13 protein-coding genes, 3 pseudogenes and 1 other annotated feature are annotated in these 22,241 nt (G+C 53.7%); of the genes and pseudogenes, 14 read left to right on the forward strand and 2 right to left on the reverse strand.

Annotated features, from left to right (window positions below):
* From ACW73I_RS14865 to ACW73I_RS14885, 5 genes are all read left to right on the forward strand, one after another.
* A partial coding sequence (locus ACW73I_RS14865) for an alpha/beta fold hydrolase (RefSeq protein ID WP_458030185.1) occupies positions 1-1,028 on the forward strand: 1,028 nt, incomplete at its 5' end.
* A gap of 97 nt (positions 1,029-1,125) precedes the next feature.
* Positions 1,126-2,520 carry an efflux transporter outer membrane subunit gene (locus ACW73I_RS14870; protein ID WP_458030186.1) on the forward strand — a complete coding sequence of 465 codons (1,395 nt, stop codon included), beginning with the start codon at positions 1,126-1,128 and terminating at the stop codon, positions 2,518-2,520.
* Complete coding sequence (locus ACW73I_RS14875) at positions 2,517-3,656, forward strand: efflux RND transporter periplasmic adaptor subunit (RefSeq protein WP_458030188.1); 1,140 nt, start codon at positions 2,517-2,519, stop codon at positions 3,654-3,656. The genes ACW73I_RS14870 and ACW73I_RS14875 overlap by 4 nt, the downstream gene beginning before the upstream one ends.
* 10 nt (positions 3,657-3,666) lie before the next feature.
* The gene (locus ACW73I_RS14880) at positions 3,667-6,768 is read left to right on the forward strand and encodes an efflux RND transporter permease subunit (protein ID WP_458030190.1); all 3,102 of its coding nucleotides are present in this window, start codon (positions 3,667-3,669) and stop codon (positions 6,766-6,768) included.
* Entirely contained in the window at positions 6,749-7,486 is a 738-nt protein-coding gene (locus ACW73I_RS14885; protein WP_458030192.1) for a 4'-phosphopantetheinyl transferase family protein, read from the forward strand. Before ACW73I_RS14880 ends, ACW73I_RS14885 begins: the two co-directional genes overlap by 20 nt.
* 34 nt (positions 7,487-7,520) lie before the next feature.
* Here ACW73I_RS14885 and ACW73I_RS14890 read toward each other — a convergent pair whose 3' ends face one another.
* Together ACW73I_RS14890 and ACW73I_RS14895 are read right to left on the reverse strand one after the other, a co-directional pair.
* The gene (locus ACW73I_RS14890) at positions 7,521-7,919 is read right to left on the reverse strand and encodes a LysR substrate-binding domain-containing protein (RefSeq protein ID WP_458030193.1); all 399 of its coding nucleotides are present in this window, start codon (positions 7,917-7,919) and stop codon (positions 7,521-7,523) included.
* 38 nt (positions 7,920-7,957) lie between these two features.
* A pseudogene (locus ACW73I_RS14895) lies at positions 7,958-8,428 on the reverse strand (IS3 family transposase); the annotation flags it as partial.
* Positions 8,429-8,478: 50 nt separating this feature from the next.
* Between ACW73I_RS14895 and ACW73I_RS14900 the strand changes: the two are divergent.
* The 9 genes and pseudogenes from ACW73I_RS14900 to ispH form a co-directional block, all read left to right on the forward strand.
* Positions 8,479-9,221, forward strand: a pseudogene (locus tag ACW73I_RS14900) (IS3 family transposase); the annotation flags it as partial.
* Positions 8,763-8,879: a sequence feature (AL1L pseudoknot), on the forward strand. Its footprint overlaps the pseudogene before it by 117 nt.
* Before the next feature lie 512 nt (positions 9,222-9,733).
* On the forward strand, positions 9,734-10,975 hold the full coding sequence (gene ltrA / locus ACW73I_RS14905; protein ID WP_458030194.1) for a group II intron reverse transcriptase/maturase: 1,242 nt from the start codon (positions 9,734-9,736) through the stop codon (positions 10,973-10,975).
* A gap of 67 nt (positions 10,976-11,042) precedes the next feature.
* Positions 11,043-11,540 (forward strand): annotated as a pseudogene (locus ACW73I_RS14910) (IS3 family transposase); the annotation flags it as partial.
* Between the two features lie 316 nt (positions 11,541-11,856).
* Positions 11,857-16,467 (forward strand): EAL domain-containing protein, encoded by a 4,611-nt coding sequence (locus ACW73I_RS14915; RefSeq protein WP_458030196.1) that lies wholly within the window; start codon positions 11,857-11,859, stop codon positions 16,465-16,467.
* Between the two features lie 78 nt (positions 16,468-16,545).
* Positions 16,546-16,668, forward strand: a complete 123-nt coding sequence (locus tag ACW73I_RS14920; protein ID WP_458030197.1) for a hypothetical protein — start codon at positions 16,546-16,548, stop codon at positions 16,666-16,668.
* Positions 16,669-17,058: 390 nt separating this feature from the next.
* Positions 17,059-18,954: a cation:proton antiporter gene (locus tag ACW73I_RS14925; protein WP_458030199.1), complete on the forward strand. Its 1,896-nt coding sequence runs from the start codon at positions 17,059-17,061 to the stop codon at positions 18,952-18,954.
* Positions 18,955-19,370: 416 nt separating this feature from the next.
* On the forward strand, positions 19,371-20,729 hold the full coding sequence (gene trhP / locus ACW73I_RS14930) for a prephenate-dependent tRNA uridine(34) hydroxylase TrhP (protein WP_458030200.1): 1,359 nt from the start codon (positions 19,371-19,373) through the stop codon (positions 20,727-20,729).
* 12 nt (positions 20,730-20,741) lie between these two features.
* Complete coding sequence (gene rraA, locus ACW73I_RS14935; protein WP_458030201.1) at positions 20,742-21,227, forward strand: ribonuclease E activity regulator RraA; 486 nt, start codon at positions 20,742-20,744, stop codon at positions 21,225-21,227.
* Between the two features lie 38 nt (positions 21,228-21,265).
* On the forward strand, positions 21,266-22,222 hold the full coding sequence (ispH, locus tag ACW73I_RS14940; RefSeq protein ID WP_458030203.1) for a 4-hydroxy-3-methylbut-2-enyl diphosphate reductase: 957 nt from the start codon (positions 21,266-21,268) through the stop codon (positions 22,220-22,222).
* Positions 22,223-22,241: the final 19 nt, after the last annotated feature.

The raw sequence follows: 22,241 nt of genomic DNA on the forward strand, positions 1-22,241 counted from the left end.
CGGAACCCGAGCGGATGGCCCAAACCCGCATCGAACCGCGTAACGACACCGAGCGGCGACTTGCACAGATTTGGCAGAAGGTGCTCGGACTGCAAACGGTCGGCATCCAGGATAATTTCTTCGAGTTGGGGGGGCATTCCTTGTTGGCTTTGCGTTTACTCTCGATGATCAACCGTGAGCTGGGATGGGATTTGCCGCTCACACGTTTGTTGCAGCAACCGACCATCGCCGAGCTGGCAACGCAATATAAGTCAACGTCCTTGTCCCCGCTGGTGGCGCTGAACCATGCCGCTGATCCGTTGCCACCGTTGTTTTGTCTGCATCCGGCCGGCGGCACGGTGTTCGGCTATTATCCGCTGGCCCGCGCGTTGGCCGGACAGCGGCCGGTGATAGGCCTGTTGTGCCGCAGCTTTCTGGATGCGAATTGGCGCGACGCTTCGCTGGAAAGCATGGCACGCGATTATGCCGATGCGATTGCGCAAAGCCAGTCGGAAGGTCCGATTCATTTGCTGGGCTGGTCGCTGGGCGGCGCGTTGGCCTTGAGCATTGCGCGCATTTTGGAGCAGTCCGGGCGCGAGATCGGATTCTTGGGTTTGGCCGATTGCTTCGTGCCCGGTTTCGAAAATGATGATGAAACGCCGGACGACGGCGATAGTCTGCGGGAACTATTGCGCGACATGGCGCCGCAGCTGGCGGACGTGGAGCCGGAATCCGCCGCTGCTACGCATCCGGCGGCCGATTGGCTAAAATTGCTGGATTTGCAAAATGGTCTGGCGATCATGCAACACCTGACCGAGTTGAGCGAGCATTACCGTATCGAGCCCGTCCGTGCCGGCATGTATTGTTGGTGGTCGCGTGCGGCCGGCGATGCGGCGGAGTTGGCTCAGGACATTCTGGAGCAGGCCTGCGACAACCGTTTGCTGGGTTCGGCGCGGGTCGACAGCGATCATGCCGGCATCGTGCGCGATGCGGATTTCATTGCCGACGTGGTTGCGATATTGCAAGGGAAGGCGGATGCGCGGCGCTGAGCCTATTCAGAAAAACTTGAAACACGCGGATGTTATTGGGAAATTCATTGTGGGAGCGACGCCTTCGTCGCGACGAAAGCATCGCTCCTGCGAACTTGTGATTCATTATGCGGAGCGATGCCGGTTTCGTGTCGCCTGGCTCTGTCCGCTCCTGTTGACGGTCGCCTGCGTTGAAGTGCCTGGACGCGACCCGGTCTTGGATGCCGTGGCTTTGCCTGCGGCTTGGGCAGCGCGTCCGGCCGAGGAATATCAAGCCGAAGTATCGGCTTGGCTGGCGAGCTTCAATGATGACGACCTTAAAGTCCTGATCGCGGCTGCGCTGGACGGCAATAACGATTTACGGGCTGCTGCCGCGCGCGTGCCGCAGGCCCGCGCGCTGGCGCGCATCGAAGGCGCCGCGGCCAAACCGCAACTCGATCTGGCGCCCGGATTTGAGCATGTCGACGTTGGCCGGGATGCGCGGGCCTATGCGGCCGACGGCAACGTCTGGAGAGTGCCGTTCAATTTCAGTTGGGAATGGGACGTTTGGGGTCGCATCGGCGATGCCCGTCGAGCCGCCGAGCTGGCCGCCGATGCCGCAGAGGCCGATTGGCGTGGGGCGGTGTTGTCGCTGGCGGCGCGTACCGTGCAGACTTGCTTCGAACTGGCCGAGGCCCGCCAGCGGGTGACCGTGGTGCAGTCTTCCATCGACGACCGCGGCGCGTTGGTTGAATTGCTGCAAGGCCGCTTCAATTTGGGATTGGCGCAAGGTCTGGATTTGAGCCTGGCGCTGACCGATCTTAGCGATGCCCGCGCCGAGTTAAACGATGCGTCTAACCAGGTACAGCTTGCGCAACGGCGGCTGGAAGTGTTGCTGGGGCAATATCCGGCCGGGAGCGTCGAGCGTTGCGGCCAATTGCCCGAATTGCCGGCGGCGATGCCGGCCGGTTTGCCTGCCGAATTATTGAGCCGCCGGCCGGACATCGTGGCCGCATTCGCCCGCTTGCGCGCCCAAGACCAGCGCTTGAGCAGCGCCCGCAAGGCCTTGTTGCCGCGCGTGACCTTGGCGGCCTCGGGCGGGAGCCTGGGCAGTACGCTGGCCGATTTGAGCGATCCGCGCTCGGCGGCCTGGAACCTGGCCTTGGGTTTGACCCAGCCTTTGTACGCCGGCGACAGGCTGCAAGCCGACATCGATTTGCGGGCGGCGCAAAGCGACGAAGCTCTGCACAGTTACCGGGAAACGGTGTTGCAGGCCTTGCGCGAGGTCGAGCAAAGTCTGGCCGCCGAAAATTGGCTGCGCGGCCGTGAACAGGTGTTGGATGTTACCGTCAAACAAACCGAAACCAGCCGCGCGCTGGCGATTTATTCCTACCGAAACGGCACCGTGGATATTTTGACTTTATTGGATAGCTACCGTAGCACCCTGATCGCGCAAACCGCGCTGCTGGATGCGCGGCTTAAATTGTTGAACAACCGGCTGGATTTATATTTGGCTCTCGGCGGCGGCGTATGACGACAGCCCGATGGCGTATCGTCTTGCCGGTTTTGGTGTTGCTGGCGGCGGTTGTCTGCACTTGGTTGTTGGCTGCAGGCTCGGCACCTGTATCCGCCGAGCGGGTCGAACCCGCGCCCATCGTCAAAGTGGTACGCGTGCAAGCGCGACGCCTGCGCGTGCCGGTGCGCAGTCAGGGCGTGTTGCGGCCGGTGCGGGAAATCGATTTGACTGCAGAGGTGCAGGGCAGGGTGGAGGCCTTGCACGACAGTTTCGTGGTAGGAGGGCGCTTCAAGTCCGGAGAGGTATTAGTCAAAGTGGCGCCGCACGAATACCAATTGGCTGTGGTCCGCGCCGAGACGCAACTGGCCGAAGCCAAGCGAAAACTGGCGGAGGAACAGGCGGCGGAGCAACAAGCGCAACGGGAATGGAAGGTGCTGGGGCAAGGCGCGCCGACGCCGTTGTCGCTACACGAACCGCAGGTGCAGGAAGCCAGGGCCAGACTGAAACAGGCGGAAGCCGAACTGGCCGCCGCCAAGCGGCATTTGAGCCGCTGCGAGATACGCGCGCCGTTCGGCGGCCGGGTCAAGGAAAAGCTGACCGGCGTCGGGCAAATGGCCGAAATCGGCAAAGTCTTGGGTCGAATTTACGCCGACGATGCCGCCGAGGTGCGTTTGCCCTTGAGCCAGGCGCAAATCGGCTACTTACCTGAACTCAGGGTGAGCAAGGCGAATCGCCCCAAGGTGGCATTGACCGCCGAACGCGGCGCGGAAACCGTGCGGCGGGAGGCCGTGATCGTGCGCCGCGAAGGCATTGTCGATCAGGCCACGGGAATGGAATATTGGGTGGCGCGTCTGGACGACCCGGAACGCACGCCGGCCTTGTTGCCCGGCACTTTTTTGACGGCGGAAATCGAAGGCAGGGAATTGGACGGCGTGTTCGAATTGCCGCGCGGCGCGTTGAACGCGGCCCAGGAAGCGGTGCTGGTCGATGCCGACGGCAAACTGGAAATCCGCCGTTTACAGGTGCTGCGCGGCGATGCGGATCGGGTTTGGGTCGGCGGTTTGCAGGCCGGCGAGCGGGTGGTGGTGTCCGGCATCGAAACGCCGGTTTCCGGGCAGAGGGTCGTCGCCGAAGCGGACGACGACTTGCTGTAGCGGAGGCGCGATGAAATTGCCGGCCTTTCGCCCTCGCTCGCTATTGGCTTGGTTCGCCGCCAATCCGGTTGCGGCCAATTTGCTCATGTTGCTGATTTGGCTCGGTGGCCTGAGCGGTTTGCTGACCTTGGAGCGCGACGTCTATCCGCGTTTCAGCCCCGGCCGTTTCGAAATCGCCGCGATCTATCCCGGCGCCGGGCCGGAAGACGTGGAAACCGCATTGTGTATCCCGCTGGAAGAAGCCATACACGATTTGCCCGGCATAGAGCACCTGGATACCGGCGTGTTCGAAGGCGAATGCCAGATCAAGGTCAGCGTATTGCCGGGCCATGAACGCGACGCGGTGATGAGCGCGGCGCGCGGCCGTATCGATGCCTTGACCCGCTTGCCGGCGGCCGTGGACAAAATCGACCTGCGCGAGGCGCAGCGCGACGGCGACGACGGCGTGATCTGGGTGGCTTTGTACGGCGACCTGGAACCGTTGCGCCTGAAAGACCTGGGCGAGCGGATACGCGCCGAATTGTCGGCCTTGCCCGGCGTGACTCAGGCGGTCGATTACGGCCGCATGCAATACGAAATCGGCGTGGAGGTGCGCGCCGAGCGTTTGCAGCAATACGGCCTGACGCTGGAACAAGTCGCGGCGGCGATCCGGCGAGCTTCGCCGGTATTGGCCGCGGGGCCGGTCAAGACGCCGAGCGGCGATTTATTGTTGCACGTGCGGGCGGGCGCGGTTAGCGGCGACGCGGTGGCCGCATTGCCCTTACTTAGTTTGGCCGACGGCGGCACGCTGACGGTCGGCGACGTGGCGACCGTCAGCGACGGCTTGGGCGAAAAAGTATTGCAATGGCGTCACGACGGCCTGCCGGCGCAAGGCTGGGAGATTCACGCCGAATCCGGCGGCATCGCCGTCGCTCAAGCCGTGCGGGAATACGTGGCACGTGCGCAAACTCGGCTGCCGCCCGGTTTGCACTTGAAAACCTGGTGGGACGATTCCATCGCCTACGACCAGCGCATCGACACTTTGCTGGAAGACGGTCTGAGCGGTTTTATCCTGGTCTGGTTGGTGTTGACCCTGTTTTTACACGCCCGGGTGGCCTGGTGGGCCGGTATGGGCATTTTGACCTCTGTGCTCGGCACCTTGTGGTGGATGCCGCTGCTGGGATTGTCGTTGAACATGCTTTCATTGTTCGGTTTTTTGTTGGCGATGGGCATTTTGGTGGACGACGCCATCATCATCGGCGAAAGCGTGCACAGCGAGCAACAAAAGCCGGGCGCCGATCCGCTGCGCGCCGCCGCGGCCGGCGTCGGCAAGGTGGCGTTGCCGGTGTTGCTGTCGATTGCGATTGCAGTGGCGGCGTTCCTGCCCGGTCTGTTTCTGCCGGGCTGGAGCGGGGCAATGATGCGGCCCATCGTTTGGGTGATGATTTTGACTTTGGTGTTTTCGTTGGCGGAAGCATTGTTGATTTTGCCGGCGCATCTGGCGGTACCGGCGGCAAAGTCCGCGGACAACGCGAAATGGGCGCGCCGGCGCGAAGGCATGAATCGGGCGTTGGACACCTGGGTCGCCGGCCGTTACCGGCCGCTGCTGGAAAAAGCCTTGGCTTGGCGCTACCTGGTGTTGTCGCTGTTCGTGGCCTTGCTGCTGCTGACCGGCGGGTTATACGCCGGCGGCCACGTGCGCAAGGCAATGAATCCGGACATCAGCAAGGATGCTTTCTGGGCCCGCTTGAGCGTGCCGCCGGGCACCGCGCCGGCGCAAACCAAGCGCCTGGCGGAACGGGTGGAAAAGGCCCTGCTGGATTACCGCGACGAACTGGAACAGGCCGAGCCGGGATTTGCATTGCTGGTCGGCCAGGAAACTCTGATTTGGGAGCAGGAAGCCGGTCTGTGGCTGGAATTGTCCAACGCCGCCAGGCAACGCATCAAAGTCGACGACTTCGTGCGCGAATGGCGGCGGCGCATCGGCGAACTCGGCGTGGCGCGGCTGGATTTCATCGTCCGCGAAGGCGACGTGCCGTACGACATCGTGTTGAATTTGTCCGCCGACGATCCACAAACGTTACGCGATGCCGGCGCGGCCTTGAAACAGCGTTTGGCGGCCTATCCCGGCGTTTACGACGTGCTGGATTCCAATCTTGCCGGCAAGCCGCAACTGCGTTTGCACTTGACCGCGGCCGGCGAGGCGATGGGGCTGAAAGCGGCCGATCTGGCCGAACAGGTGCGTCATGCTTATTACGGCGTCGAAGCGAAGCGTTTTCAGCGCGGCCGCAGCGAGGTCAAAGTCATGGTGCGCTTGCCGCTCGAACAGCGTCGCGCGTTGGACCGGCTTTATACCTTCCCGGTGGCGCTGCCCGACGGCAAAAACACCGTGTTGTCGCAGGTGGCCAAGCTCGAATTCGAGGCCGGTGTGGCGCAAATGACCCGCCGCGACCGGCAGCGGGTCTTGGAAGTGGCGGCGCGGGTCGATCCGGCCCTAGCCGATTTGAACCGGATTTATGCCGACCTGGAGCATCAGGTGCTGCCGGACTTGCAAGCTCGTTTCAGCGGTCTGAACGCCGATACGGGCCGCGAACGCCTGGAGCAACAGCAAACCCTGCAAGCACTGACGCGCAATACCGCGATTGCCTTGTGCGTGATTTACGCGATCATCGCGGTAGCGTTCCGTTCTTATGCGTTGCCTTTGGTGTTTTTGCTGGCGGCGCCTATGGCCTGGTGCGGCGCGGTGCTGGCGCATGCCGCGCTGGGCATGCCGTTGTCGATGGAGTCTTTGGTTGGCATGATCGCGGCCAGCGGTGTCGTGGTCAACGACAGCATGGTGTTGCTGGATTACATACACGAACACGAAGCGAGCGTTGTCAATCGCTTGACGCTGATCGCCGAAGCCTGTTCGGCGCGTTTCCGGCCGATCTTTCTAGCCTTCGTCACTAACTTTGCCGGTTTCCTGCCGACGCTGCTGGAAACGAGCGAGCAGGCGCAATTTCTGGTGCCGATGACCTTGTCGCTGGCGTCCGGCCTACTGTTCGGCATGTTCGCCAGTCTGCTGCTGACGCCGGTTTGTTATGCGGTGTTGCAGGATTTTCAACAGCGAGGCGATGATGCCGGTAGCGGGTAAACCGTTCCTGACTATTGCAGACACCGGTGTTTGGTTCGAGTCTTTGCAGGCCGACGAGGGCGAATACCGGCAATATTGGAGCTGGCTGTCGGAAGCGGAGCGGCAAACCGCGCAAGGTTTCGTTCGCGAGTTGCACCGGCGCCGTTACGCGGTTTGCCACGGTAAAGTGCGCTTGCTGTTGAGCAATTATCTCAGGATTGCTCCGCAAGCGATCCGCTTCGAGCGTCAGGCGCTGGGCAAGCCGTTTTTGCCGGATGCGAATGGCGGCCCCCATGCCTTGCGTTTCAATCTGTCGCATTCGGGGGATTGGATGCTGCTGGCCGCGGGTCCGCGCGAGTTGGGCGTGGATATCGAAGTATGGGACCCGCGGCACGACCCGGAAAGTTTGGCCGGCGAAATTCTGGCGCCAAAAGAATTGGAATATTGGCAAACTCTGCCGCCCGCCGAGCATACTGCAGCCTTTTACCGTTTTTGGACGCGCAAGGAGAGCCTGGCGAAAGCGGTCGGTTCAGGCATTGGCTTTGGCGTCAAACTGATCGAGACATCGACAAGCGGTGAAGCGAAATGTTTAAGTTTGCCCGCGGATTGCGGCTTCCCTGATGATTGGTATTTGATCGATCTCGATTTGGGGCAGGGAATCAGCGGAACAATAGCCCTGGCGACTGGAACTGCTCTCGAATCATGCCAACTGAATTGCCCGGATAACATCGCCGATTAAATTCGGCATTCGATACCGGATTAATCAATGAGTTTCATGGCAACGGCTTATATGCCAGCAATTTGGCCAAGGTTTCCAGTAGTTCGCCCCGGGGATGAGTCCGCACCCAGACGAGCGCGATGGTACGGCTGGGTCGCTGACGGATGTTGACGTAGCGAATGTCGCTATCCTCCGGCTGAATGGCAACGGACAGCATTAGTGTGACACCGACGCCGTTCTTGACCATGAAACGCAGGGTTTCCAGGCTAGACGCCCGGAAGTCGTGTTCTACGAAACGAGAAGGGTTGCATAACTTCAGCGCCTGATCCCTCAAACAATGGCCCTTATCCAATAACAACAAATTCTCTTTGGCCGCCGTGTTCAAGTCGACTTCTTTTAGATCGGCAAGGGGATGGTCGGCGCTCACGGCTAGCGTGAATGGATCCTCGAACAACGTCCGATTGATCTTGCCCGCGTTTCACGGACAGATAGCTAAGAGACTTGTTTAAGTTCAAAGGCTTCGGGAGATAGATATCCCAACTTGGAATGAAGCCGTTTACGATTGTAATACACTTCGATGTATTCGAAGACATGCTGCTTGGCAATAGCACGTGTTGGTAGCCGTTCACCATGGATGGCCTCGACCTTAAAGCTGTGATTCCAACATTCCATGGCGGCGTTATCGTAGCAGTCGCCTTTTTTGCTCATACTGCAAATCAATTGGTGTTTTTTGAACAAGGTTTGATAAGCCGCCGAGCAATATTGGCTGCCGCGATCCGAGCGGATGATGACGCCTTTCGGTAATTTCCGCCGCCACAATGCCATGGTCAAAGCATCGCAAACCAGACCGGCAGTCATGCGCTCCGCCATAGCCCAGCTCATGACTTTGCGTGAATAAAGTTCTAAGACAACCGCCAGATAAAGCCAGCCTTCATCTGTCCAGATATAGGTAATATCCGAAACTGAATCGCCCCGGATTTCTCGGAGGCTCCAACCTTTGAGAGAATGGAGCAATGAAAGAGAAAACCATAAAACACTATTCCCCGGAAATAAGGGAGCGAGCCATACGCATGGTGCATGAGCATCAAAGCGAATATTCATCGGAATGGGCGGCCATTCAATCGATAGCCGCCAAGATTGGCTGTACTGCGGAAACCTTGCGTTGCTGGATTAGGCGATCGCAAACCGCCACCGGAATGCCGAAAGAACCGGTCAGTAGCGAATCAGAACGGATCAAAGCATTGGAGCGTGAAGTCCGAGAATTACGTCAGGCCAACGAGATTCTGCGCAAGGCGTCGGCTTATTTTGCTCAGGCGGAGCTCGACCGCCCGTTCAAACGATGAAAGCGTTTATTGATGAGCATCGCGAGGTTTACGGGGTCGAGCCAATCTGCAAGATATTGCCGATTGCCCCGTCGACGTATTATCGGCATGCGGCGCGCCAGGCTAATCCCGAATTGCGATCTAACCGTGCTAAGCGTGATGAGGTCCTGAAGCAGGAAATTCGTCGGGTTTGGGATGAAAATTTCCAAAATTACGGTGCTCGAAAAGTCTGGCGCCAGTTGCTGCGCGAAGGTTTGAACGTGGCGCGTTGTACCGTGGAACGCCTCATGCGCCAAATGGGGCTTAAAGGCGTCGTACGCGGTAAAGGGATTAAGACGACGATCAGCGACGCCAATGCAGTCTGTCCATTGGATCGTGTCAATCGCCAATTCAGCACCGAACGACCGAATGCCTTGTGGGTGGCGGATTTTAGTGTGCCGCAGCAAGCGGCGTAAGAGATGAGGGTAGGTCCCTCGCCATCGGCTTGCAGGAGCAGGTGGCAAACCACCGTAAGCGGCGTGTGTCAAAAGCGCAGGTCGTGAGCGTTACGGAAAAGGCGTCTTGAGGCGTCAGGTATGGATCAACGAAGGCGAACAACCGTGAACTGCCGTTCAAGTGTCGAAACCACTCAGATGACATCAAAACCGGGGAGTGATGTTGCTCCGGGATCAGTAAAGGCGAAACCTGCTTACGGCCTTTGCGGTGTCCGGCATAGAGGCAGCGCGAGCGTGATCCGGGCTCTTACGTTGAACTGCGGGAACCTTCGACGGCAATGCAAAGGGAAAGGCACAAGCTCGAAAGGCAAGGCCGATAATACCAATGTGCCGTCAAGGGGCGGAGCGACTTGTAGTAGTGTTGAAGCCGCTGTAATGGCGGTGGAGCGAAGGAGTCGCGTCATCCGGTCATGGGACTGGGCCAACTGCGTTAGCAGGAGGAGCTTAGTGTCATGAACAAGCCATATGACATTCCCAAATCATGGGTTTGGGAAGCTTATCAATGTGTGAAAGCCAATGGAGGATCAGCCGGCATCGACCGGGAAACCATCGAAATCTTCGAACGACGATTGGGAGACAACCTCTACAAACTTTGGAATCGGCTTTGCTCTGGCAGTTATTTTCCGCCGCCAGTCAGGGGCGTGCCGATACCGAAGAAATCAGGAGGCACGCGCTTGCTGGGGATTCCAACCGTTGCGGATCGCGTGGCGCAAACCGTGGTAAAGCGGGTGCTAGAGCCGAAACTCGAACCGGTGTTTCATCGGAATTCTTATGGGTATCGGCCAGGCCGCTCCGCTCACGATGCCATTGCGTTAGTTAGGCGACGTTGTTGGGACTATGACTGGGTGATCGAATTTGACATCAAAGGACTGTTCGACAATATCGATCATGAACTGTTGATGCGTGCAGTGCGTAAGCATTGTCAGATTCCTTGGGTGCTGTTGTATATCGAACGATGGCTTAAAGCGCCGCTGGTCACAGCGGACGGTCAACGAATCGAACGTACCCAAGGCACGCCGCAAGGCGGTGTCGTCAGTCCGTTGTTGGCTAATCTGTTCTTGCATTATGCCTTCGACCGTTGGATTAGCGAGCATTTGCGCAGCGTGCGATTCTGCCGCTATGCCGATGACGGCGTTGTTCACTGCAAGAGCTTAGTGCAAGCCCAGTTGGCATTGCGGAAAATCGACGAGCGCTTTCGGGCATGCGGTTTGGAACTGCATCCCGATAAGACGCGGATCGTGTACTGCAAAGACATTAACCGGCAGGAAAACTATCCGATCACGGCTTTTACGTTTCTCGGCTATACCTTTCGGCCGCGCAAAGCGGTGGACAAGTACGGTCGTGTTTATGTGAATTTCGCGCCGGCGGTCAGTCGCGATGCCCTTAAGGCTATGCGGCAAACCATACGAGGCTGGCATCTCCAGTTGAAATGCGATAAGACGTTGCGGGACCTGTCCCAAATGTTCAACCCGGTTCTTCGAGGATGGCAAGGCTATTACGGTCGATTCTACGGTTCGGCTATGGCCGCAATTTGGCGACACCTGAATGCTTATTTGGTGCGTTGGTTGATGCGTAAATGCAAAAGACTTGCTCGGCATAAAACCCGAGCTTGGCGAACGCTGGGTCAGCTAGCGGCAAGTTTGCCACACGCATTCGTGCATTGGGAAGCGGGCTATGCCCCTATGGCTGGATGATGGGAGCCGGATGAGCTGAGAGGTTCATGTCCGGTTCTGCGAGGGGCTGAGGGTGAAATTCCCTCGGTCTACTCACCCCTATGTCAACACCTGGCAAGGCTTTGTCTACGTCGCTTTTGTGATCGATGTGTTTGCCCGTTACATTGTCGGCTGGAAGGTCTCGTCTTCCGCTCACACCGACTTTGTTCTGGATGCCCTGGAACAGGGACTACATGACCGTCAACCCGATCGGGACGGCGGCTTGATTCATCACAGTGATCGAGGTGCGCAGTACGTTTCGATCCGCTATACCGAGCGTTTGGCAGAAGCCGGCGTTGAGGCTTCAGTGGGTAGCGTCGGCGATTCCTATGACAATGCCTTGGCTGAAACGATCAATGGCTTGTATAAAGCCGAGGTGATTCATCGGCAATCCTGGAAGAATCGTGAAGCTGTCGAGCTCGCTACACTGACTTGGGTCGATTGGTTTAATCATCGACGTCTACTGGGACCTATTGGTAATATTCCCCCCGTTGAAGCCGAAGCAATCTATTATCAACAACTTTCCGAGTCTGCTCAGGCAGCATGATTCAGAACAAATGGCCTCCGATATTCCCGGGGCGGTTCAATAATTCTTTAAAGTATAAAATTTGTACTAAAGTCTTAAAGTATTTGTGATTTCATGTGTTGTCGTATTATATCTCAGTTTGACACAGCGCCGTGTCGTTTGCTCTGCATTCCCAAGCATGACTGAAAAGCCGCTTTGAACCGGTCCGGCATTCGGTTTGAAGAGCGGATGCCAAATCGATAATTTACCCATTTATACTAAATTCAGGACACCCTCCGGTATTGTGTAAGCTCGGTAAGCTATAATTTCCATCTCTGTTATTAGGGTAATTTCCGCCATGCACGACCTTCCTGAATCGAAATGGGAACCGCCTCAATTCAAAATACCGCCATTTGAAACTGCACCGATCGTGGCTATTGGCGCTTCAGCGGGCGGTATCAACGCCTTGCGTGGTTTTATCGCCGCATTGCCGGCCAACTTTGGTTTTGCGGTGTTAATCAACTTACACCAATTGCCCGAACACAACAGTGCCTTAGCCAATGTATTAGCGCCGTTAACAACCACGCCAGTACTTGATGCCGAAGACGGTATGGTGATCAAGAACGATCACATCTATCTTGCGCCGCCCGGTTTTTTATCGGCCATTCATCATAGGGTTATACGCTTATCCCCTCTGGATACCAAATCTCAACGCCAACACTCAATTGATTATTTATTTCGCTCCTTGGCGGCGGACCAACATGAGAATGCCATCGCCATCGTGTTGTCCGGCATGCTGGATGATGGAGCCTTAGGACTACAGCTCATCAAAGAAAACGGCGGCTTGGGTATTGCACAATCGCCCGAATCGGCTGAGTTTGACAGCATGCCAAAAGCGGCGATTGAGGCCGGCGGAGCCGACCTAGTGCTGGCTCCGGAAAACATGCCCAAGGCGATAGTCGATTATTGGGTACAGCTACATCAGGCCGGACAGGAAGACGGATCCTCATCCGAACTCGAGTGCGATGCGTTGTCCAATATTCTGGCCTATTTAAAACAAAGCCAAAATAAAGATTTTCAGGGCTACAAAAAAAACACCCTCAAACGCCGGATTGAAAGACGCATGCGTCTGGCGGGTGAAACCGACTTAAGTATTTACGCCGAACAATTGAAACAAGACCGGTCGGAAGCGCGACAACTCATCAAGGATATGCTGATTGGGGTCACCGCTTTTTTTCGCGATGCCGAAGCCTATCGTCAACTCGATGAAAAAGTGTTGCCTGCCTTATTTGTCGGCAAACAGGCGGATCAACCGGTTCGAATCTGGATAGCAGGCTGTTCGACGGGGCAAGAAGCCTATTCAGTAGCGATGTTGTTATTCGAACACCGGCGCCGCATGCAATGCGAAAATCCGATTCATATTTTTGCTAGCGATATCAATGACAATGCGCTGGAAATCGCCCGTAGTGGTCTGTATACCGCCAGCGAGGTAAACGGTTTAGCCGACGAATTGTTAAAACGTTATTTCATCCCGGTGAACTCCGGCTTCCTGATTGCCAAGAGCGTGCGAGAAAGCATTGTTTTTGCCACGCACAACTTACTTTGCGACCCGCCTTTTCCCCATCTGGATCTAATCGTTTGCCGCAATGTATTCATCTATATCGAAGCCAGCGTACAAGCCAAGCTCTTAGATGTGTTCAGCTTTGCGTTAAATCCAAATGGCTTTTTATTTTTGGGCACGTCCGAAGCCATTGGCATCCAGCCAGATCATTTTCAAGTGGTTTCCAAACCTTGGCGCATTTTCAAGCATATTGCCAAACAAAAACTCGAAAAAGGGATGGACTTATCGCAATGGAACGATCTGCAAAGAATGCGGCCACAGTTGCCCAAGCAATTCGACAGCTGGATATTGCCGTCTAGCGACGAACGTTATTTTCAAAACCTGTTTAATAATATTGGCCCGGCTTTGGTCGCTATCAATCTGCGTTATGAAGTGTTGTATACCCAGGGCAACACCAACCCATTCCTAAAACTACCCAAAGGCAAGCCCAGCAATAATCTGGTTGATATGCTAAATCCGGCAACCTTATCGCTGGTGCGCTCGGTGATTGCCAAATTAAAAACCAGCGGGCAGCGAACCATAGGGCTGGGTGCTCCAAACGCGGATGGCGTGTCCATGCTGCTGATTGGCTGTCTTCAGGATACAGCGGAACTGGGACAGTTGGTTTTGTTATGGTTCGACCTGGAAAATTCAGACAATCTGGTGAGCGTGGCCGGAATGGGGGAAAACAACTTTCTGATTCAGCAATTGGAACAAGAACTAAAAGTCACACGCGATGATTTGAGCCGGACTATCAATCAAGTGATGGTTTCCAATGAAGAACACAAAGCGGTCAATGAAGAAATCACCGCGATGAATGAAGAGCTGCAATCCGCGAATGAGGAATTGGAAAGCTCGAAGGAAGAATTGCAGTCCTTGAACGAAGAATTACAACTTTCCAATAATACCCTGGATGAAAAAGTCAGCGAGCTAACCGTGCTGAATGATGATCTGAATAATTTCCTGGCCAGTGCGGATATACCAACCTTGTTTCTGGATAAGGAATGTTGCATCAAGCGTTACACGCCGGCAATGGAGAAATTATTCCGTCTGATTCCCGGCGATATCGGCCGGCCTATTACCGATATTGCACACCCCTTTATTGAAACCGATTTATGTCTGGCGGCACAGCAGATTTTAATTAACGGCACAACAATCGAAAAGGAAATCCGCGATTCCAAAAAGCGCTGGTTTATTCAAAGAGCTTTGCCGTACAAAACCACGACCGGGCAAATTGAAGGGATTGTTGTTACTTTTACCGATGTAAGCGCTATCAAGCAAGCTCAAGAGCAAGTCCTAGAGTACTTGCAACAACTGCAAGAACAACAAGATTTACTGGATTCGGCTCAGATTCATATCCTGGCTTGCGATTTGCGGGACAGGATTATCTTCTGGAATAAAGGCGCAGAAACCCTGTACGGCTGGAGTAATGCAGAAGCTTTGGGCAGGATATCCCACGAGTTGTTAAAGACCGAATTTCCGATACCACTCAGGAAAATCAATACCCAAATTTTGAAAACGGGTGAGTGGCTAGGCGAATTAAAACAATTTACCAAGACCGGCCAAGCAATTTATCTTAACAGTCATTGGCGCCGCGTCTTTGATGCGGATGGTAAGCCTAGAGCCACCATCGTCGTCAATAACAATATCACCGAGCAAAAAAAGATTCAGAAATTACTTGCCAGTACCGAACAGCAACTGGTGCGGTCGGAAGCCATATTTCACAATACCAGCGAAGGCATCATTATCACGGACGACAAGGGCATCATATTAACAGTCAACCAGGCTTACACTGCGATTACCGGCTATACGGAAAATGAAGCGATCGGCCAAAATCCTAGCTTTATGCAATCCGGCAGACACGACGTTGGATTCTATCAACGGCTATGGGCCGATTTAAAGCAATATGGCCATTGGCAAGGCGAAATTATCAACCGACGTAAAAATGGCGAAATTTTTCCGGAATGGTTAAGTATTACCTGTATCACAAACAGCAAAGGCGAAGTGATTAACTACATCGGCGTATTTTCCGATATCGGTTCGGTCAAGGCCTCAGCCAAGGAGTTGGAGTATCTTAAAAATTACGACATCTTGACTCGGTTGCCGAACCGAATGCTGTTTCAGCAGCGCTTGCATGAAGCCATTGAGCGGGCGGTAGGGCGGAATAACGACCATTGCGCGGTGTTATTTTTAAATTTAGATCGTTTTAAGCAGATTAACGACAGCTATGGACATTTGATTGGAAATGAAATTCTGGTCGCCTCCGCCGAGCGGTTTAAAAAACGCTTACGGCAAAAAGATACTTTGGCCCGTTTAAGTGGCGATGAATTCGGTGTGATTTTAGAACATATGGATCACATCAGTACCATTGAAACAGTAGCCAAACAATTGCTGGCCATCCTGACTGAACCATTTTCAACCGATTCCGTTCAGCAGGTTTTCGTGAGTGCCAGCATAGGCATAAGCGTTTATCCCAAAGACGGCTTAGAAGCGAGCAATTTGATCCAAAAAGCCGATACCGCCATGCATTTGGCTAAGGAAAGCGGGCGCAGTCATTACTGTTTTTATAACGACGAATTCACCCGGATGATTAGCGAACGCCTGGAAATGGAAGTAGCCATGCGCAAGGCCTTAAACGCTAAAGAATTTGTCTTGTACTACCAACCGCAGGTTGACATCCTCACCCAAGAAGTCATCGCTTGCGAAGTCTTGGTCCGTTGGCAAGCGGCTAATAAGCGATTGATACCGCCGAGTGAGTTTATTCCTTTAGCTGAAGAAGTCGGTTTGATTATTCCTTTAGGCGAATGGGTCTTGCGTTCAGCCTGCCAGCAGGCGCGTACATGGCAAATTGAGGGCTATGAGCCAATTACGATTGCGGTCAATTTATCCCCCAAACAATTTTCGGATGCCGAATTGGAAACAAAAATTGCGAATGCCCTTTCGGAAACGGGTTTGCTTAGCGAATATTTGGAGCTGGAAATTACCGAAAGCGCATTGCTGGAGCAAAGCTTTTATGCTGAAGAGTTATTAAAATCCCTGAAAGAGCAAGGCATTAAATTAGCGATCGATGATTTCGGAACCGGTTATTCCTCGTTAGCTTATCTGAAACGCTTTCCAATTGATAAGTTGAAAATCGATCAGGGTTTTATTCAAGATACTCCCGGTGACAAAAACAACGAGGCTATAGTCACTGCAATTATTGCGCTCGCGAAGAACCTTGGACAGAAAGTTTTGGCCGAGGGTGTTGAAACCCAGGCGAATCTGGATTTTCTGCGTGACAATCGTTGCGATAGTTATCAGGGCTATTTCTTTAGCCGACCGGTGACGGCCGAAGAGTTCGTTAAATTTTTGCATAAGAAGTGCCAATGAAGCCGTTTTGAAGGAAAAGACCATTTAGTTGCGCACAATCACTCCCGTGTCCGGACAAGCTGCTAAGAGACTCTCAGCATGTCGATTGTCAGTTTAATCGACAGTGTAGTGGTCAACAAAAACCGGACGCCGCCCGGCCGCACTTTTCAAATAAATCCGCTCGATAATGCCGATTTAAGCCGCGACTTCGGTGGTCGTTAGCGTGCATTACCAGAGGAAGGCGGGATGCAGTGGAACCATTAGGGTTTTCGTTTGCGGCACCAGATTTTTCAGATGACGACCGCCGATTTCGCTAGACAGGGTGCTACTGTTCTTACCACATTCTAAATAGCTCCCGCCTTACTATTTGCCGGGAATAAGGCATTTTCCCAGCTAATATCTACCGATATATCGGATCGTTATGCGTCTGACAATTCGTAATTGTTTGGCAACCGCCTTGGGAAGCGATCATTTTGGCTGCCGAGAGCAGACGGCAGGTCGGCAGAAGCCTGACATGAGATGGCGCTTGAAGTCTTGATATGCATTTTTACCTGCCGCACGTTTCAAAAATTCCAGGATAATGGCGTTTGAATTGATCGGGGAGATATCTATTTGGAAGACGCAATTCTTATCGCCTTAACCGGCATCGGCTTGATGGGTATGGTTTGCCAATGGATCGCATGGCGCGTGAAACTGCCGGCGATCCTGTTTTTGTTGATAATAGGCGTTATCTTGGGGCCGCTTCTGGGCTGGTTAAAACCGGACGAAATTTTCGGACAATTGCTGATGCCGATGGTTTCTTTGGCCGTTGCCGTCATTCTATTCGAGGGTAGTTTGACGCTGAAATTCAAAGAAATACAGGGCTTGGAGCGGGTGGTTCGCCGTTTGGTGACGACAGGTGTACTGGTCACTTGGCTTACGATTGCGATAGCGACACATTGGCTGTTGAATTTTTCTTGGAAACTGTCGTTTCTGTTTGGCGCGATTACTGTGGTTACCGGACCTACCGTAGTCGTGCCGATGTTGCGTACGGTCCGCCCTACCGCCCGAGTGTCCAGCATCTTGCGATGGGAAGGTATCGTAATCGATCCGATCGGGGCTTTATTGGGGGTTTTGGTTTTTCAGTTCATCATTTCGGAATCCGATGCCGACGCGATAGGTCAAACATTATTGATATTTTTCAAGACCTTGCTGCTGAGCTCGATGATTGGTGCGATTGCCGGTTATGGCTTTGGCGTCTTGATCCGCAATCATTGGCTACCCGAATATTTGCATAACCTTTTTGCATTGGGTTTGGTCTTCGTTGTCTTTACTACGGCTAATTTCGTGGAACATGAATCGGGTTTATTGGCCGTTACGGTGATGGGCATTTGTTTGGCCAATATGCAGCGAGTACCCATGGACGATATTCTGAACTTTAAGGAAAGCTTGAGCATTCTGTTGATATCCGGTCTATTCATCATTCTGGCTGCGCGTGCCAATTTCGATCTTTTTCTATCGCTGGGTTGGTCCGCCGCCTGCGTTTTTTTAGTCATCCAGTTTATCGCGCGGCCGCTTAAAGTGTTTTTGGCGACGCGAGGCACGGCTTTGAGTTGGCAAGAGAAGACGTTGATCGGATGGATTGCGCCAAGAGGCATCGTCGCCGCGGCCACGGCTGCGGTTTTCGCTTTGCGCCTTCAAGAACATGGCGTTGCAGTAAATCCGGTGTCTATCGGCCACACTCATGCCGTACTCAGCGATCAAGAATATATTCAGGCTGAATTATTGGTCCCTTTAACGTTTATGGTCATTATTGGCACCGTTGTGTTGCAGAGTATCAGTGCGAGAATTCTTGCCCTGAGGTTGGGCGTGGGCGAGCCTGAAGCCAGAGGTATTTTAATCGTGTCTGCGAATTGTCTGGCGCGGGAAATGGCCAAAATATTGCGAGAATGCGGTTTCGAAGTCTTACTTGCCGATACCAGCTGGGTCAATATTCGAGCGGCGCGCATGGACGGATTGCAAACCTATTACGGCAATGTCGTTTCCGAACATGCGGATCAACATCTCGATTTAATCGGTATGGGACATTTGCTGGCTTTATCGGAATTTCCGGAAATGAATTTACTGGCTTGCCAACGCTACCGTGCCGAGTTCGGGCGAAGCGCAATTTATGCCATTCGATCCGACAGTCACGAATCGGCCAACGCGCGCTCGCAATATTTACATTCGGAAGGCCGGTTATTGTTTGGGGAAAATGTGAACTTTCAAAGTTTACAGGCCATGTTAAACAACGGCGCAAGAATGCGTAAAACTGTTTTGAGGGACCAATACGATTTTGATGATTTTCTGCGCGACCATCAACACAATGCCGTTCCATTATGCGTGATCGATCCGAACGGCAAAATCGAGTTTTTTACGGTTGATAAAGACTTAAATCCTAAGACAAATTGCACCGTAATCTCTTTGGTATGCCCGGAAGCGATTTCTTCTGCTGTGCCGATTCTTGATCACGGTTCTTCTGCCGGATAACGCTAAAAGAAAAAGATCGCTACTCAGGATTCAGCCGTCCAAGAAGCCCTAGGATGTTTGGCGTTCTTGCTCGGTGGGAATGAATGAGGGCTAGAGGCTTCCGTTGATACCGCTTGGAACGAAAATCGGTTAAACCACTGCCGCGCGGTTTGCCGAATTTCGGATTTTTCTACGCCAAAACCGGCGATCGGCATACGATCTTCCTCGCATGGGTTTCCAGGTTTAAACGGCCCGATACCAAACGGGCGGACGGATTCAGCCGCATGATCGGGATTATCCGACAATAGCCGATTACGTCGCACGGTCGGGCCCGGTTCCGTTGGCTTCTGTTGACTTGGCTGGCAGCGGCGGTTTTCGAATATCTGATCACGGGTATTTTGATAAGATGTACCCATATTCGTAACTCGATAGCACTAATGAAAAACGTCGAACTTCTTTCTCCCGCCGGCACCATCAGAAACATGCGTTACGCGTTTGCGTTCGGTGCCGATGCGGTTTATGCGGGGCAGCCGCGCTACAGCCTCAGGGTACGCAACAACGATTTCCTTGCGGACAATTTGGCCAAAGGCATCGTTGAGGCTCACCAGCTGGGTAAAAAATTCTTTTTGGCGGCCAATGTGATTCCGCACAACAGCAAGATTAAAACCTTTGTCAGAGACATGGAGCCCATCATCGCCATGCAGCCGGATGCTTTGATCATGGCGGATCCCGGTTTGATCATGATGACGCGCGAACAATGGCCGCAGATGCCGATTCATTTGTCCGTGCAGGCCAACACGGTGAACTATGCCAGCGTTAAATTTTGGCAACGGATGGGGGTGGAGCGCATTATTTTGTCGCGCGAGTTGTCGCTGGACGAGATTGCGGAAATACGCCAGCAATGTCCCGATATGGAATTAGAGGTGTTCGTGCACGGCGCGCTCTGTATCGCCTATTCCGGACGTTGTTTACTGTCCGGTTATTTTAACCACCGCGACCCTAACCAAGGCACTTGCACCAATTCCTGTCGATGGAAATACGATACCAAGCCCGCGGCGGAAAATGCGGAGGGTGACTACGTTTTGGATGAGACTGCGGTATTGTCGATGGCGGATTTCAACGCCAGCATGAACACCGCGAGTTGCGGAGGAGCCGAACGCCATCCCTTAGCCGACAACATATATTTCTTGGAAGAAGAAGGGCGTAAAGGCGAGTTGCTGCCGGTCATGGAAGACGAAAATGGCACTTATATTATGAACTCGAAGGACTTGCGGGCCATCGAACATGTGCAGCGTTTGGTCGAAATCGGGGTCGACAGTTTGAAAATCGAAGGCCGAACCAAATCGCATTTTTACGTGGCCCGTACCGCCCAAGCTTATCGAATGGCGATTGACGACGCCCTGGCGGGCCGCCCGTTCCAACCCGAGTTATTAGGGGTACTGGATAATTTGGCCAATCGGGGGTATACAGACGGATTCTACCAACGGCATCATACCCACGAGCATCAAAACTATATTTCCGGGTACTCTAAAAGCCACCAACAGCAGTTCTGCGGAGAAATTACGGGATATGATGACGAAACGGGGTTGGCGGACATTGACGTCAAAAACAAATTCAGCGTCGGAGACAGGCTGGAACTGATCTTGCCTGAAGGTAATCAGGATATAACAGTAGATCACATGTTCGATAAATACGGTAATGTGATGCAGGAAGCGGCAGGCGGTGGTTACCAAGTACGTATTCCGTTGCCCGATGCCGATTGTCGGTACGGCTTGCTGGCGCGGTATTTCAAGTAATGGGAGGTTTTGATGGCGTTTACGACTGCGGATCTTTGCGATCGGTATTCCGACCAGGAAAGTTTTCAGATCGCCGAGCCGTTATTTCGGTTCTTTGGTGGCAATCGGCAATTTTGCGGGCAGGTTACGACATTGAAAGTGTTTGAAGATAATACGATGCTTCGATCCGTCTTGCAGGAAGCAGGGAATAACCGGATCCTGGTCGTGGACGGCGGCGGCTCCCGCCGTTGCGCATTGTTTGGCGAGACCCTGGCCTGCTTGGCCGTGGAAAACGGCTGGCGGGGCATCGTTATTTACGGTTGTATTCGAAATGCCGTTTCGGTCGACCAGATGCCGATAGGCGTGGCGGCATTGAATACCTATCCTCTATGTAGCCGTAAACATGGCCATGGTGAACGTGACGTCATGATTACCTTTGCCGGCGTTAATTTCAAGAAAGACCACTATTTATATGCCGATCGCGATGGAATTATCGTCGCGGACACAAAATTGGATTAAAATTCAGTTCGTTCTAACCTAGTAAAATACTCAAGATTATGCAAATCGTACTCGCAAACCCTCGTGGATTCTGTGCCGGCGTGGACCGGGCTATTGAAATTGTCGATCAAGCGCTTGAAGCATTCGGCGCTCCGATTTATGTCCGCCACGAAGTGGTGCATAATCGCACCGTGGTTGATGGTTTGAAAGAAAAAGGTGCGGTGTTTATTGAGGAGTTAACGGACGTGCCGGTTGGTTCATATCTGATTTTCAGCGCGCACGGCGTTTCCAAGGAAGTACAAAATCAGGCCGAAGAGCGTCATTTGACAGTATTCGACGCCACTTGTCCCCTGGTGACCAAAGTGCATATGCAAGTGGCCAAGCACGCCAAACAGGGCCGTGAAGTGATTTTAATCGGTCACGCCGGCCACCCCGAAGTCGAAGGTACTATGGGTCAATACGAAAGATGTACCGAGGGCGGCGGCATTTATCTGGTCGAAACCCCCGAAGACGTGCAAGCCTTGCAAGTCAATAATCCGGACGATTTGGCCTATGTGACGCAAACCACCTTGTCGATGACCGATACCAAAGTCATGGTCGATGCCTTGCGGGAGCAGTTTCCATCGATTAAGGAACAGAAAAAAGACGATATTTGCTATGCGACTCAAAATCGCCAGGATGCCGTGCACGATCTGGCAAAAATATCGGATCTCATCTTGGTGGTCGGCTCGCCAAACAGTTCCAATTCGAATCGTTTGCGCGAAATCGCCGAGCAACTCGGCAAGCCCGCCTATCTGATCGATACCTATAAGAACTTGAAGCAAGAATGGCTCGAAGGTATCGAGGTCGTCGGCGTTACCGCGGGCGCTTCGGCGCCTGAAGTCTTAGTGCAAGAAGTTATCAATCAGTTAAAGCAGTGGGGCGGTGACAGCACCACAATTAGGGAAAACAACGGCATCGAAGAGAAAGTGGTGTTTTCGATTCCTAAAGAGTTGAAAAAACATTTGAATGCTTGATTTAATCAGGCCGACTAAT

The sequence above is a fragment of the Methylomonas sp. MgM2 genome, from assembly GCF_054172045.1.

What these genes read in the sequence shown, in the direction of transcription:
- ACW73I_RS14875 (WP_458030188.1), top strand. Translation starts at nt 2,517, where the DNA reads ATGACGACAGCCCGATGGCGTATCGTCTTGCCGGTTTTGGTGTTGCTG.
- ACW73I_RS14880 (WP_458030190.1), top strand. Translation starts at nt 3,667, where the DNA reads ATGAAATTGCCGGCCTTTCGCCCTCGCTCGCTATTGGCTTGGTTCGCC.
- ACW73I_RS14885 (WP_458030192.1), top strand. Translation starts at nt 6,749, where the DNA reads ATGATGCCGGTAGCGGGTAAACCGTTCCTGACTATTGCAGACACCGGT.
- ltrA (WP_458030194.1), top strand. Translation starts at nt 9,734, where the DNA reads ATGAACAAGCCATATGACATTCCCAAATCATGGGTTTGGGAAGCTTAT.
- ACW73I_RS14915 (WP_458030196.1), top strand. Translation starts at nt 11,857, where the DNA reads ATGCACGACCTTCCTGAATCGAAATGGGAACCGCCTCAATTCAAAATA.
- ACW73I_RS14920 (WP_458030197.1), top strand. Translation starts at nt 16,546, where the DNA reads ATGTCGATTGTCAGTTTAATCGACAGTGTAGTGGTCAACAAAAACCGG.
- trhP (WP_458030200.1), top strand. Translation starts at nt 19,371, where the DNA reads ATGAAAAACGTCGAACTTCTTTCTCCCGCCGGCACCATCAGAAACATG.
- rraA (WP_458030201.1), top strand. Translation starts at nt 20,742, where the DNA reads ATGGCGTTTACGACTGCGGATCTTTGCGATCGGTATTCCGACCAGGAA.
- ispH (WP_458030203.1), top strand. Translation starts at nt 21,266, where the DNA reads ATGCAAATCGTACTCGCAAACCCTCGTGGATTCTGTGCCGGCGTGGAC.